Annotated in this window: 14 protein-coding genes and 1 riboswitch; of the genes, 13 read left to right on the top strand and 1 reads right to left on the bottom strand. The window is 38.6% G+C overall.

Going from position 1 to position 12,434, the window contains the following annotated elements; translation table 11 throughout:
* Nucleotide 1 precedes the first annotated feature (1 nt).
* The 12 genes from pdxT (at nucleotide 2) to tpx (ending at nucleotide 10,985) form a co-directional block, all read left to right on the top strand.
* Nucleotides 2–574 (top strand): pyridoxal 5'-phosphate synthase glutaminase subunit PdxT, encoded by a 573-nt coding sequence (gene pdxT / locus GPZ88_RS09375; RefSeq protein WP_166044230.1) that lies wholly within the window; start codon nucleotides 2–4, stop codon nucleotides 572–574.
* A 145-nt stretch (nucleotides 575–719) separates the two neighbouring features.
* Nucleotides 720–3,032, top strand: a complete 2,313-nt coding sequence (pcrA, locus tag GPZ88_RS09370) for a DNA helicase PcrA (protein WP_166044228.1) — start codon at nucleotides 720–722, stop codon at nucleotides 3,030–3,032.
* 101 nt (nucleotides 3,033–3,133) lie between these two features.
* Nucleotides 3,134–3,223: riboswitch (TPP riboswitch) on the top strand.
* A 167-nt stretch (nucleotides 3,224–3,390) separates the two neighbouring features.
* Nucleotides 3,391–3,972 carry an energy coupling factor transporter S component ThiW gene (thiW, locus tag GPZ88_RS09365; protein ID WP_157629061.1) on the top strand — a complete coding sequence of 194 codons (582 nt, stop codon included), beginning with the start codon at nucleotides 3,391–3,393 and terminating at the stop codon, nucleotides 3,970–3,972.
* The gene (locus GPZ88_RS09360; RefSeq protein WP_157629060.1) at nucleotides 3,969–4,682 is read left to right on the top strand and encodes a class I SAM-dependent methyltransferase; all 714 of its coding nucleotides are present in this window, start codon (nucleotides 3,969–3,971) and stop codon (nucleotides 4,680–4,682) included. Before thiW ends, GPZ88_RS09360 begins: the two co-directional genes overlap by 4 nt.
* Nucleotides 4,669–5,325, top strand: a complete 657-nt coding sequence (locus GPZ88_RS09355) for an HAD family hydrolase (RefSeq protein ID WP_240915086.1) — start codon at nucleotides 4,669–4,671, stop codon at nucleotides 5,323–5,325. Before GPZ88_RS09360 ends, GPZ88_RS09355 begins: the two co-directional genes overlap by 14 nt.
* Nucleotides 5,318–5,998, top strand: coding sequence for a thiaminase II (gene tenA / locus GPZ88_RS09350; RefSeq protein WP_166044224.1), 681 nt, complete (start codon nucleotides 5,318–5,320; stop codon nucleotides 5,996–5,998). The genes GPZ88_RS09355 and tenA overlap by 8 nt, the downstream gene beginning before the upstream one ends.
* Entirely contained in the window at nucleotides 5,991–6,788 is a 798-nt protein-coding gene (gene thiD, locus GPZ88_RS09345) for a bifunctional hydroxymethylpyrimidine kinase/phosphomethylpyrimidine kinase (protein WP_157629057.1), read from the top strand. The genes tenA and thiD overlap by 8 nt, the downstream gene beginning before the upstream one ends.
* Entirely contained in the window at nucleotides 6,789–7,586 is a 798-nt protein-coding gene (gene thiM / locus GPZ88_RS09340; protein WP_166044222.1) for a hydroxyethylthiazole kinase, read from the top strand.
* Nucleotides 7,579–8,211: a thiamine phosphate synthase gene (gene thiE / locus GPZ88_RS09335; protein WP_133018258.1), complete on the top strand. Its 633-nt coding sequence runs from the start codon at nucleotides 7,579–7,581 to the stop codon at nucleotides 8,209–8,211. The genes thiM and thiE overlap by 8 nt, the downstream gene beginning before the upstream one ends.
* Before the next feature lie 111 nt (nucleotides 8,212–8,322).
* A complete protein-coding gene (locus GPZ88_RS09330) occupies nucleotides 8,323–9,603 on the top strand; it encodes an O-acetylhomoserine aminocarboxypropyltransferase/cysteine synthase family protein (RefSeq protein ID WP_052071116.1) in 1,281 nt (426 codons plus the stop codon).
* 116 nt (nucleotides 9,604–9,719) lie between these two features.
* Nucleotides 9,720–10,379, top strand: coding sequence for a DNA alkylation repair protein (locus GPZ88_RS09325; protein WP_420825313.1), 660 nt, complete (start codon nucleotides 9,720–9,722; stop codon nucleotides 10,377–10,379).
* Nucleotides 10,380–10,493: 114 nt separating this feature from the next.
* Entirely contained in the window at nucleotides 10,494–10,985 is a 492-nt protein-coding gene (gene tpx / locus GPZ88_RS09320; RefSeq protein ID WP_074602016.1) for a thiol peroxidase, read from the top strand.
* Between the two features lie 44 nt (nucleotides 10,986–11,029).
* Here tpx and GPZ88_RS09315 read toward each other — a convergent pair whose 3' ends face one another.
* Complete coding sequence (locus GPZ88_RS09315) at nucleotides 11,030–11,578, bottom strand: TetR/AcrR family transcriptional regulator (RefSeq protein WP_074563761.1); 549 nt, start codon at nucleotides 11,576–11,578, stop codon at nucleotides 11,030–11,032.
* 145 nt (nucleotides 11,579–11,723) lie between these two features.
* On the opposite strand from GPZ88_RS09315, the gene GPZ88_RS09310 reads away from it, so the two are divergent.
* On the top strand, nucleotides 11,724–12,425 hold the full coding sequence (locus GPZ88_RS09310) for an ABC transporter ATP-binding protein (RefSeq protein ID WP_074563760.1): 702 nt from the start codon (nucleotides 11,724–11,726) through the stop codon (nucleotides 12,423–12,425).
* The last annotated feature ends 9 nt before the right edge of the window (nucleotides 12,426–12,434 follow it).

The following is a 12,434-nucleotide window of genomic DNA, read 5'->3' as shown; positions in this document are numbered from 1 at the left end:
TATGGTTTTAATTGGAGTGCTTGCCCTGCAAGGGGATTTTGCAGAGCATAAAGCAAAGTTAGCCTCATTAGGTGCACAGACAATTGAGATTCGTCAGCTAAAAGATTTGGAAAAGCCGCTAGACGGTTTGGTGCTTCCAGGTGGTGAATCAACGGTTCAAGGAAAATTATTGGCTGATTTAGGGCTTTTAGAACCTTTGCAAGAAAGGATTCAGCAGGGTTTGCCAGTTCTTGCGACCTGCGCTGGTTTGATATTACTAGCTGAAAATGTTGAAAATCAAGCAAAGCGTTATTTAGGAACTTTGCCAGTCACCGTTAAGCGTAATGCCTACGGTAGACAATTAGGAAGTTTTTCGTCTTTACTTGATTTTGCGGATTTAGGTCAAGTGCCAGCGACTTTTATCAGAGCACCATACATTAGTGAGGTAGAAGATGAAGTTGAGATTTTGTCAAAACATCAGGGCAAAATCGTCGCTGTTCGTTATCGCAATCAAATCGGACTTTCTTTTCATCCTGAAGTTGATGAGAGTGACAGCATTCATTCTTATTTCTTGAAGATTTGTCAAACAAAGTGAAACCAGCCAACATTATTTCTTTAAAAAATGGTACAATAGAAAAGCATTGATTTTAATGAAATAATTAATATAGAGAGGAATAAATCTCGGATGGTTTTCTTGGCTGATGGGAGCTGATGTCAGAGCCTCCGTGGTCTTTTATACGATGAATCCTTTATTAAATGGTATGAATGATAAGCAGGCTGAAGCTGTTAAAACGACAGAAGGTCCGCTTTTGATTATGGCAGGTGCGGGCTCTGGGAAGACTCGCGTGTTGACACACCGCATTGCCTATTTGATTGATGAAAAATTTGTAAACCCGTGGAATATCTTAGCGATTACCTTCACCAATAAAGCTGCGCGTGAAATGCGTGAACGTGCTATGGCCTTGAATCCAGCAACGGCTGATACGTTGATTGCTACCTTCCACAGCATGTGTGTGCGCATTTTGCGTCGTGACGCTGATCACATCGGATATAACCGCAATTTCACTATCGTGGATCCTGGTGAACAACGTACGCTCATGAAACGTATTTTAAAGAACCTCAACCTTGATCCTAAAAAATGGAACGAACGTGCCATCCTTGGAACCATTTCAAATGCCAAGAATGATTTGCTTGATGAGGTTGCATATGAGAATCAAGCTGGTGACATGTACACACAAATCGTTGCCAAATGTTACAAAGCTTATCAAGCGGAACTTCGTCAAAGCGAAGCTATGGACTTTGATGACCTTATCATGTTGACGCTTCGTTTGTTTGACCAAAATCCAGATGTTTTGGCTTATTATCAACAACGCTACCAATATATTCACGTAGATGAGTATCAAGATACTAACCATGCTCAGTATCAGTTGGTTAAACTCTTGGCATCTCGTTTTAAAAATATCTGTGTCGTCGGTGATGCTGATCAATCTATCTATGGTTGGCGTGGTGCTGATATGCAAAATATCCTTGATTTTGAGAAAGATTATCCTGAAGCCAAGGTTGTTATGTTGGAAGAAAACTATCGTTCCACTAAGAAAATTTTGCAAGCAGCTAATGCCGTTATCAATAACAACCGCAATCGTCGTCCGAAAAAACTTTGGACACAAAACTCTGACGGGGAACAAATTGTTTATTACCGTGCGCGTGACGAACGTGAAGAGGCTGTTTTTGTTGCTTCAACGATTGACAATATTGTCCGTGAACAAGGGAAAAACTTTAAAGATTTTGCAGTTCTTTACCGTACTAACGCCCAATCACGTACTATTGAAGAAGCTTTGCTGAAATCAAACATTCCTTATACTATGGTTGGTGGAACGAAATTCTACAGCCGTAAGGAAATTCGTGACGTGATTTCATACTTGAATGTTATTGCCAATACTGCCGATAACATTAGTTATGAACGTATCGTCAACGAACCAAAACGCGGTGTTGGTCCTGGTACGCTTGAGAAAATCCGTGACTTTGCTAATCTTCAAAACATGAGTTTGCTTGATGCATCAGCTAATATCATGCTTTCAGGTGTCAAAGGAAAAGCGGCACAAGCTGTTTGGGATTTGGCAAACCTTCTTATGAATCTTCGTGCTGACTTGGACAAATACAGTGTTACTGAATTGGTAGAAGCTGTTCTTGATAAGACTGGATACCTTGATGCCCTTCGTGTGCAAAATACGCTTGAAAGCCAAGCACGTATCGAAAATATCGAAGAATTCTTGACTGTTACGAAAAACTTTGATGAAAATCAAGACGATGCCCCAGAAGATGAATCTGGTATTGACAAACTAAGTCGTTTCTTGAATGATTTGGCTTTGATTGCAGATACTGATGATGGTGATGCTGAAACAGCAGAAGTGACTTTGATGACCTTGCACGCTGCCAAAGGTTTGGAATTTCCAATTGTCTTCTTGATTGGTATGGAAGAAGGGGTCTTCCCACTTTCACGTGCTGCTGAAGATCAAGATGAATTAGAAGAAGAACGCCGTTTGGCATATGTTGGTATTACGCGTGCTGAGCAATTGCTCTTTGTGACAAATGCCAATACACGTACCTTGTTTGGTAAGACAAGTTATAATCGTCCATCTCGCTTCATCCGTGAAATTGATGACGAGTTATTGCAATACCAAGGCTTGGCTCGACCTGCTAATTCTTCATTTGCTGTTCGTTATAGCAATAGCAGCGATCAATCAATGAGCTTTGGTAAAGGCATGAGCCTCCAACAAGCTCTTCAAGCTCGCAAAGCGAAAGTTCAACCGACATCACGTGGAGCGCAGCCATATTCAAAAGCCGTCAAAGGAGTACCTTTTGGTCAATCAGCTAGTGCTTCAAAAGAAGCAGTCGACTGGCAAATCGGAGATATCGCTCACCACAGAAAATGGGGTGACGGAACTGTCCTTGCAGTTACAGGCTCAGGCAAAACTCAAGAACTAAAAATCAATTTCCCAGAAGTTGGACTTAAAAAACTACTAGCCAGCGTTGCACCAATTGAGAAGAAATAATAGGAGAAGTACAGCTAAGGCTGTACTTTTTATAAAAGAAAAATTTTCAGAATATTATTGCATAATTAAAAACAGTGTGTTATAGTTATTCTGTAAATTTAATAAGACATTTGGGGTGCGTAAAAGCTGAGATTATACCCATTGAACCTGATGCAGTTAGAACTGACGAAGGGAAATGTGTAAGCAACAAAAATCTGTTTTTTGTTGTGCAAAAATCGATATAAGATAGTTCTTTTGTAAAGTCAAAAGAGCTGTTTCGCAGTTTTTAAATAGATAAACTCCATTTGAGATTTTTCAAATGGAGTCTTTTTATTTCTGTGAGCTTTTGGTGCATGTTAGTGTCAGGAAAGGAATTTTTATGGCGAATAATCGTGTACACCGTTTAACTGTTCTGGCTATCATGATTGCTTTGGATTTTTTGCTAACACCGCTGTTTCGGATTGAAGGCATGGCATTTATGTCCAGTGTGATGAATATCATTGCGGCAACTTTCATGACGCCTATTTATGCTGTAGCTATGGCATTAATTGTTGCTATTATGCGGATTTTAACTCAAGCTGGTGTGGCTAGTGTAGCTCCATTAGCTATTATTGGATCTGTCCCAGGAGCTTTTTTAGCCACTTATTTTTACCGTTTAACGAAAAAGCCTGTCATGGCATGGTTCGGAGAGTTTCTTGGAACAGGGATTATTGGTTCGCTACTTTCTGCACCAGTTATGGTTTGGTTTTGGACCATGTCAGCTCATGGGGATGACGAGTTACTTGCAAAAGCAAGTCAGGCACAATCTTTGGTCTTTTTTACCCCACGATTTGTTTTGGCGACTTTGATTGGGGGCTTTTTGGCAATGGCTGTGCTTCGTGGCTTGAAGTCTTCAACACATTTCATGAATTTGAAAAAATTATATGCCTTGGAAAGTCTCAAGGAGGATGGATTACAATGACAGATGCAAAAATGTTTGACGGTTACGCAGACGCGTATGATCAATGGTTTATGACAAATAGTAATGTCTTTGCCAGTGAATTAAAACTGTTGCACCGAGCTTTACATGATATTGAAAAAGAAACCATTCTATCAATTGGATGCGGCAGTGGTCTTTTTGAATCAGCTTTGCATAGACAATACGGCATTCAGGTTAAATACGGTGTTGAGCCGTCAAATGATATGGCGACAATTGCTAGAAAACGTGGCATGACAGTCAAGATTGGGGATGCAGAGAGTGCTACACTTGCAAAAGAAGCCTATGATGTGATTTATTTAAACGGTTGTTCGAGTTATATCAAAGATTTATCGTCAGCTTACCAGAATTGCCATCATGCTTTGAAAAAGGGAGGTCATTTGATTTTGTTGGATGTTCCAGTGGAGAGTGCTTATGGTATTTTGTATAAATTTGCTGCTCATGTTGGTGGTTATAATAAAGAAATTTTTCATAAAATTGCCCCAACTTTTCCTTATCCAATCGAGTTAGTCCGCTCTGCTGTTTTCCATTCTCCTCTTGAAAAAGAAGCGATTTTAAGAGATGAACTTGGCATGACAAATATTCGATATTTCCAAACCCTTACAGCTCAGCCTATCTATACTAATGATTTTGTGGAGGAACCGATTGAGGGGTATGACAAAGGAGGCTATGTTGCCCTTGTTGCCCAAAAGTAAAAGTGTTATTTTTCTTGATTTAGACGGGGTTATTTTTGATTCTTATGGTTTGTGGGATGAGGTGATTGAGAAAGTCTTGGCTTTAGCCAATATTTCCTATACTCAAACGATAAAAAAACACCTCTGGCGTTTAAATATGATTGAGTCGCAAGCTTATTTATCAGCTTTATTTGCCAAAGAAAACTTGACTTATCCAGAAAAGAAAACTCAGCAGCTACTAGAAGAGGCTTATCAAAAGGTTTCACTCATGCCGCAAGCTGTAGAGACCTTAGACGATTTAGCTGAAGAAGATTTTTTGATTTATGCAGTCACATCAAATTATGATGATTTAGCCAAAATCGGTTTAGAATCGGCAGGAGTATTACAATACTTTTCTGGTAGTTATTCTTGTATTGCGCTAGGATTTCCTGATAAAACAGAAGATTTTTATCAAGCGGTACTTGAAACTGAAGCCTTATTTGACAAGACGATTTTTTATCTGGAAGATAGCACGCGCCACTTAAAAACAGCTCAAAAGTTTGGTATTCAAGGTGTCTATCTGTCAAATACTGATAACCCACAAGACAATCAAGAGCAGGCATTTCGCACCATTCGTCACTTAAAGGAATTCACAACAATAGTAAAGGAAGAAATGAATGATTAATGAAATGAAAGAACGTAGTCAAATCTTTATCGATAAGATTTTAGCAGATGATTTTATCAAGCAAATGATGGCAGGCAATTTGTCTGATGAGGCAATTTGCCATTACTTAAAAGCGGATGCTATTTATTTGGAAAAATTCGCTGATATTTATGCTCAGCTATTTGCCAAAATTCCTGATAAAGCAAGCAAAGACTTCTTTTTAGGTCAGATTGACTTTATTTTTAATCATGAGGTTGGAGCTCACCATATTTTAGCTAAAGCAGCTGGAAGAGATTATCATAATATTATTGCTGATAAGGCTTGGTATCCAAGTTCTGACCATTACATTAAGCACATGTATTATCAACTTTATCAAGATAATCCAGCTTACATCTTGGCAGCCATGCTTCCATGTCCGTGGATTTATCAGCAGGTTGCTAAAAAAGCACTTGAGACTGGTAAGGTTGCAAGTGATAATCCATTTAAAGCATGGTTTGAGTTTTACGCAGCTGACGAAGCAACAGCTTGTTTACCGACGTATTTTGACCTACTAAAGCGATTTAGTAGTCAACTACCAGAAGAAAAAAGAAAAGAAATGATTCGTGTCTTTTTGGAAAGTTGTCAGCATGAACGCAATTTTTTCCAAATGGCAATTGATCAGGAAGAGTGGCCAGAGGAGGTAAGAAATGTCTAAATTACAAGTAGCTCTAACAATTGCTGGAACTGATCCAAGTGGTGGTGCGGGTATCATGGCTGATTTAAAGAGCTTTCAAGCGCGTGGGGTTTATGGTATGGCGGTTGTTACCAGTGTAGTTGCACAAAATACCCAAGGTGTTCAAGCCATTTGTAATCTTGATCAAACGATTCTTGATGAGCAGCTAAAAAGTGTCTTTTCTGATATTAAGCCAGATGCGATTAAGACAGGGATGCTGGCGGAAGTTGAAACCATTGAACGCGTGAGTCAGTATTTGAATACTATGTCATGTCCTTACGTCCTTGATCCTGTCATGGTAGCAACAAGTGGCGATCGTTTGATTAGCCAAGAAGCAGTAGAGGCTCTTAAAGAAAAATTACTTCCTTTGGCAACCATTATCACACCAAACTTACCAGAAGCTGAAGTACTTTTTGGACAAGAATTAAAAGACGAAGATGCCATTTTCAAAGCTGGAAAGTCTATTCAAGCTAAATACGGCGTTAAAAATGTTGTCATCAAGGGTGGCCATTTACAAAATGAAGCTAAAGACTTTCTCTTTTTAGAAAATGGTCAAGTGCAGACATTTACCTCTGAACGCATTGCGACCAAACATACACACGGAACAGGTTGTACCTATGCTGCAGTAATCACGGCAGAATTAGCCAAAGGTCGTTCTGTTCAAGAAGCTGTTGGAACAGCTAAGCGATTTATTACAGAAGCTATCAAAACCGCTCCAGAACTCGGTCATGGAAATGGTCCAGTTAATCACGTCACATACAAAGGAGATTAAATGACTTATTTAGATGACTTACGAGAAAATAATCCTTTGACCATTTGTTTGACAAATAATGTGGTCAAAAATTTCTCAGCAAACGGACTTTTAGCTCTAGGAGCTTCCCCTGCTATGAGTGAGTATCAACCAGATTTGGAAGATTTTTTACCAAACGCTAGTGGTCTTTTGGTTAATATTGGTACTTTGCACGAGGGAAGTTGGCAACTTTACAAGGACGCTCTAGATATTGCTGAGAAGCATTCGGTGCCAACTGTTTTGGATCCAGTTGCTGCTGGTGCTGGCCCTTATCGTAAGAAAGTTGCGTCTGATTTACTAAACCATCACAAGGTTTCACTTTTACGGGGAAATGCTGGTGAAATTGCTGCTTTGATTGGACAAAATGTCAAAAGTAAAGGCGTTGATTCTGCTGATGTTGACGATATTGGACACCTCGCTTGGTTAGCCAATCAAAAACTTGAAATTCCTGTCGTCATCACAGGAAAAACAGATGCAATTGCAGTCAATGGTCACGTTAAACTTCTTAAAAATGGCAGTTCCTTAATGCCTCTTGTTACTGGAACAGGCTGCTTACTTGGAGCTGTACTAGCAGCATTTATCGGACTGGCTAAAGAAGGTGACTTACTTGCTTGCTTAGAAGAAGCAGTCTCAGTCTATAATATTGCAGGTGAGCTAGCAGAAGCTGCATCAGGCATTGGTTTACCTGGAAGTTTTCAGATATCTTTTTTAGATGCTCTTTGCAAAATCACAAATCAAGATGTTGAGCGGTTGAAGAGAGTTGAGGTGTATTGTGAATAAAGAACAATTACAGGTCTATTTTATTTGTGGCACGCCAAATTGCCCCAAAGGGAAATTTTTGGATATCTTAGAAGCAGCTTTTAAATCGGGAGTAACTTGCTTTCAGTTTCGCGAAAAAGGTCAAGGGGCACTTTCTGGGCGAGAAAAAAAGGACCTTGCTTTAAAAGTTAAAGAACTTTGTCGTAAGTACCACGTTTTATTTTTTATCAATGATGATATTGATTTGGCTTTAGAAATTGGTGTTGATGGTGTTCATCTAGGTCAAGATGATATGCCAGTTCGTGAGGCTAGAAAGTTGTTTCCAGATAAGTTGATTGGTCTATCGGTTGGAAATGCTAAGGAATATCATTTATCAGCTATTGATGTTGTTGATTACATTGGTGTAGGGCCTATTTTTCCAACTTCTTCAAAATCTGATGCTGGCCAAGTAATCGGATTAAATGGTCTGAGAGAAATGCGTGAATTGGATAAAGACATTCCAATTGTGGCAATTGGTGGCATTACATTTGGTGATGTAGCTGCTATTCGGCAATCTGGAGCAGATGGTGTTGCTGTAATTTCAGCCATTGCTCAGTCCAAAGAAGTTGAACTTGATACGCAACGATTTGCCAGAGCATTTGACTAGGGTATAGTTTGAAACTATACCTAGTCTTTTTTAATAAGTATTAGTCAATATTTTTAAAAGAGTGTAAAATTGTATGTACATTCAGAAATTTTAATGATTGGAGTACATGCCATGACACGAAAATATAACTTTGAAACTCTACAATTGCATGCTGGTCAAACTGTTGACCCAGTTACTAAATCTCGCGCTGTTCCAATTTACCAAACAACATCATATGTTTTTGATAATGCTCAAGAAGGTGAAGATTTATTTGGTTTGAAAAAACCAGGAAATATCTATTCACGTATCGGGAATCCAACGGTAGAAGTTTTTGAAAATCGTATTGCTGCCCTTGAAAATGGGGTTGGAGCAGTCGCAACATCATCTGGTATGGCAGCAATTACTTATGCTGTTCTTGGGCTTGCTCACGCTGGCGACCATGTGGTGGCTGCAACAACGCTTTACGGTGGAACATTCAATCTGCTAAAAGAAACCCTTCCGCGTTATGGCGTGACAACAACATTTGTTGATGTTGCCAATCTTGAGGAAGTTGAGGCAGCTATCAAGGATAATACAAAACTTGTTTTGATCGAAACGCTTGGAAATCCTGTTATCAATATTCCTGATATCGAAAAGATTGCTGATATTGCGCATGCTCACAAGATTCCGTTGGTAACTGATAATACCTTTGGTACACCATATCTAATCAATGTTTTCTCACACGGTGTTGATATTGCGGTTCATTCAGCAACAAAATTTATCGGTGGACACGGAACAACTATTGCAGGTGTAGTTGTGGATTCAGGAAACTTCGATTGGGAAGCATCTGGTAAATTCCCACAATTTGTAGATGAAGACCCATCATATCACAATATCAGCTACACTCGTGATATCGGAGCTGCAGCTTTTATCACAGCCCTTCGTGTGCAATTATTGCGTGACACTGGTGCAGCTTTGTCACCATTTAGTGCTTTCTTACTTTTGCAAGGTCTTGAAACATTGTCACTTCGTATTGACCGCCATATTGAAAACACTAAGAAAATCGTTGACTTTTTGGCCAATCATCCAAAAGTTGAAAAAGTCAACTATCCAAGCTTGCCATCGAGTCCATATTATGACTTGGCTCAAAAATATTTCCCTAAAGGTGCTGGTTCAATCTTTACTTTCCACATCAAGGGAGGGCAAGAAGAAGCGCATAAATTTATCGATAACCTTGAAATCTTCTCTGATTTAGCAAACGTTGCGGATGCCAAATCTCTTGTTGTTCACCCAGCGACAACAACTCACCAACAACTTTCTGAAGAAGATTTGAAAGCTTGTGGAGTAACTCGAAATCAAATTCGTGTATCTGTTGGTCTTGAAAATGCTGATGACTTGATTGAAGATTTGCGTCTAGCTTTGGAAAAAATCTAATCAAACAATCGTATTGATGTTCATAGGGTAAAAGCAAGCAGCCTGTATGCCAAACAGGCTGCTTTTTGGTAGAATGAAAGTGAAAAATAGCTTAGTTACTCTAAGGAGGAAGAAAGTTGTCAAAGCTTGAAGAAATGACTCGATTATTTGAAGAAAACGCTGATTCGGCAAAAGCGCAAGTTATGTCTGCCTACATGAAAAATCGATTTTCTTTTTATGGTATTCAAACACCAAAACGCCGAGCGCTTTACAAATCATTTTTAGCCAATGAGAAAAAATCAGAAAGGCTTGATTGGGCTTTTTTAAAGCAGGTCTGGCAAGATGACCACCGTGAGTGTCAGTATTTGGTTCTTGATTACTTGCGTACGATGCAAAGATTTCTGACTTATGATGATATTGAAAAGCTTGAATATTTTGCGAGAAGCAAACAGTGGTGGGATAGTATTGACATACTAGCCGTTGTTATTGGTCGCATTGGATTAACGGATGAGAGAGTTGATAAGGTGATGAAAGCGTGGGCATATGATGATAATATCTGGCTATGTAGACTAGCCATTCTTCACCAGCTTGGTAGAAAAGATCAGACTAAGATTGATTTACTCCAAGAGATTCTTCTGAGGAATCTTGGTTCAAAGGAATTTTTTATCAATAAAGCCATAGGTTGGGCTTTACGTGATTTGTCAAAAACTAACGCTGCTTGGGTTAGACAGTTTATCATGACAAACAAAGAACACTTATCACCACTTTCAGTTAGAGAGGCAAGCAAGTATCTTTAACTTTCAAGCATATTCTTCGTTTAAAAAGAGATTTTTCGGTAAAATGAAAGGAGAGTAAAAGGCTTTCTTTTCTTGCAAATAACAAAAAAACTCTCATAATGGAAGGAATAAACGATGACAACTTTTCTTGGAAATCCCGTAACTTTAATTGGTAAACAACTAAAAATTGGTGAAACAGCACCAGATTTTTCATTGCGAGCATCTGATTTAAGTATTAAAAGCTTGTCTGATTTTGCTGGAAAGAAAAAAGTAATTAGCGTTGTGCCATCAATTGATACAGGTATTTGTTCAACACAGACACGTACGTTTAATAAAGAACTTTCAGCTATGTCTGATACCGTGGTAATTACGATTTCAGCAGACTTGCCATTTGCTCAAGCACGCTGGTGTGGTGTTGAAGGTCTTGATCAAGCGGTTATGTTGTCTGATTACTATGACAATGAATTTGGGAAGACTTATGGTCTTTTAATGGCAGAATGGCATCTTCTAGCTCGTGCTGTGCTTGTTTTAAATACGGATAATCAATTGGTTTATGCTGAATACTTGGAAAATGTTAACTCAGATCCAGATTATCAAGCGGCTCTTGCTGCCGTAAACTCACTATAGTTAAAAAATCTCACTTAAACTAAAGTGAGATTTTCTTAGTATTGTCATACCATTTTATCAAGCGAAGCAACTTTAAGGATTATATCGGTGACTTCTTCAGAACTTTCAATTCCACCATTACTTACCCAAAGAGAGATAATACTCTCAATAGAAGATAAATAAACTTCAAGCGCATATTGATAAGGAATTTCATAATAGCTCACGAGAATATCTTTGAAATCAGGGATAGTCAAAAGAAAACTGTAAATAAAATCCTTGATGGTTTTAGAGAAATCAGAAGAAGATGATTTTGAAATAGCATAAATAAACTCAAAATTCTTGCGGATGTAGTCCAGACACTGGATGATAACAGTCCGACTATCAGAAAAAAGAGAGTCGTCATTTAGAATAGCTAATAACTCATCAAGTGTTTCATTTTTTAGTTGGTCCATCATGTCACATTTATCAACATAATGAAGGTAGAATGTTCCGCGATTAATGCCAGCAGTTTTGGTTAAATCTGAGACACTAATCTCCTCAAATCGTTTTTCCAACAAGAGTTTAGCTAAAGCTTGTTTAAGATAGTTCTTGGTTTCTGTTTGTCTCTTTGCCATAAAAATCAGCTCCTTTCTTAGTCCTGGTCTAAAATGAACAGATTGTCTATTTTTGTCCTTGTTTAATAATTTATCAAATTATATAATATAGTCCAAATTAAATCAACAAGATGTCTAATTAAGAAAAAATAAAGAGGTGAATTTCATGGCTTATATTGAAATGAAGCATTCTTATAAACGTTATCAAGCAGGTGAAACTGAAATTGTGGCTAATAATGATATTAATTTTGCCATTGAAAAAGGGGAATTGGTCATTATTTTAGGGGCATCGGGAGCTGGAAAATCAACTGTCTTAAATATTCTCGGTGGTATGGACACGAACGATGAAGGGCAAGTTTTGATTGACGGTGTTGATATTGCTAAATACAATGCAAAAGAATTAACAACTTATCGTCGTAACGACGTTGGTTTTGTCTTTCAATTTTACAATTTGGTACCTAATTTGACCGCCAAAGAAAATGTGGAGTTAGCATCAGAAATTGTCAGCGATGCAAGAGATGCTGAGCAGACTTTGATTGATGTGGGGCTTGGAAAACGTCTTAATAACTTCCCAGCACAGCTATCTGGTGGTGAACAGCAGCGTGTGTCAATTGCGCGTGCGGTAGCCAAAAATCCCAAATTATTGCTTTGCGATGAGCCGACTGGTGCCCTTGATTATCAAACCGGAAAACAAGTTCTAAAAATTTTGCAAGATATGTCACGTCATAAAGGTTCAACCGTGATTATTGTTACACACAACTCAGCTCTTGCTCCAATTGCTGACCGAGTGATTCATATGCATGATGCCACGGTAAGTAGTATCGAAGTGAACGAGCATCCTCAAGATATCGAAACACTAGAATATTGAGGTGGTGGC

This window comes from Streptococcus ruminicola, assembly GCF_011387195.1.
In the GTDB taxonomy this organism is placed as follows: domain Bacteria; phylum Bacillota; class Bacilli; order Lactobacillales; family Streptococcaceae; genus Streptococcus; species Streptococcus ruminicola.
The sequence above is the reverse complement of the archived record's forward strand: the minus strand, read 5'-3'. Positions and strand labels throughout refer to the sequence as shown.

What these genes read in the sequence shown, in the direction of transcription:
- pdxT (WP_166044230.1), top strand. Translation starts at nt 2, where the DNA reads ATGGTTTTAATTGGAGTGCTTGCCCTGCAAGGGGATTTTGCAGAGCAT.
- pcrA (WP_166044228.1), top strand. Translation starts at nt 720, where the DNA reads ATGAATCCTTTATTAAATGGTATGAATGATAAGCAGGCTGAAGCTGTT.
- thiW (WP_157629061.1), top strand. Translation starts at nt 3,391, where the DNA reads ATGGCGAATAATCGTGTACACCGTTTAACTGTTCTGGCTATCATGATT.
- GPZ88_RS09360 (WP_157629060.1), top strand. Translation starts at nt 3,969, where the DNA reads ATGACAGATGCAAAAATGTTTGACGGTTACGCAGACGCGTATGATCAA.
- tenA (WP_166044224.1), top strand. Translation starts at nt 5,318, where the DNA reads ATGATTAATGAAATGAAAGAACGTAGTCAAATCTTTATCGATAAGATT.
- thiD (WP_157629057.1), top strand. Translation starts at nt 5,991, where the DNA reads ATGTCTAAATTACAAGTAGCTCTAACAATTGCTGGAACTGATCCAAGT.
- thiM (WP_166044222.1), top strand. Translation starts at nt 6,789, where the DNA reads ATGACTTATTTAGATGACTTACGAGAAAATAATCCTTTGACCATTTGT.
- GPZ88_RS09330 (WP_052071116.1), top strand. Translation starts at nt 8,323, where the DNA reads ATGACACGAAAATATAACTTTGAAACTCTACAATTGCATGCTGGTCAA.
- tpx (WP_074602016.1), top strand. Translation starts at nt 10,494, where the DNA reads ATGACAACTTTTCTTGGAAATCCCGTAACTTTAATTGGTAAACAACTA.
- GPZ88_RS09315 (WP_074563761.1), bottom strand. Translation starts at nt 11,578, where the DNA reads ATGGCAAAGAGACAAACAGAAACCAAGAACTATCTTAAACAAGCTTTA.
- GPZ88_RS09310 (WP_074563760.1), top strand. Translation starts at nt 11,724, where the DNA reads ATGGCTTATATTGAAATGAAGCATTCTTATAAACGTTATCAAGCAGGT.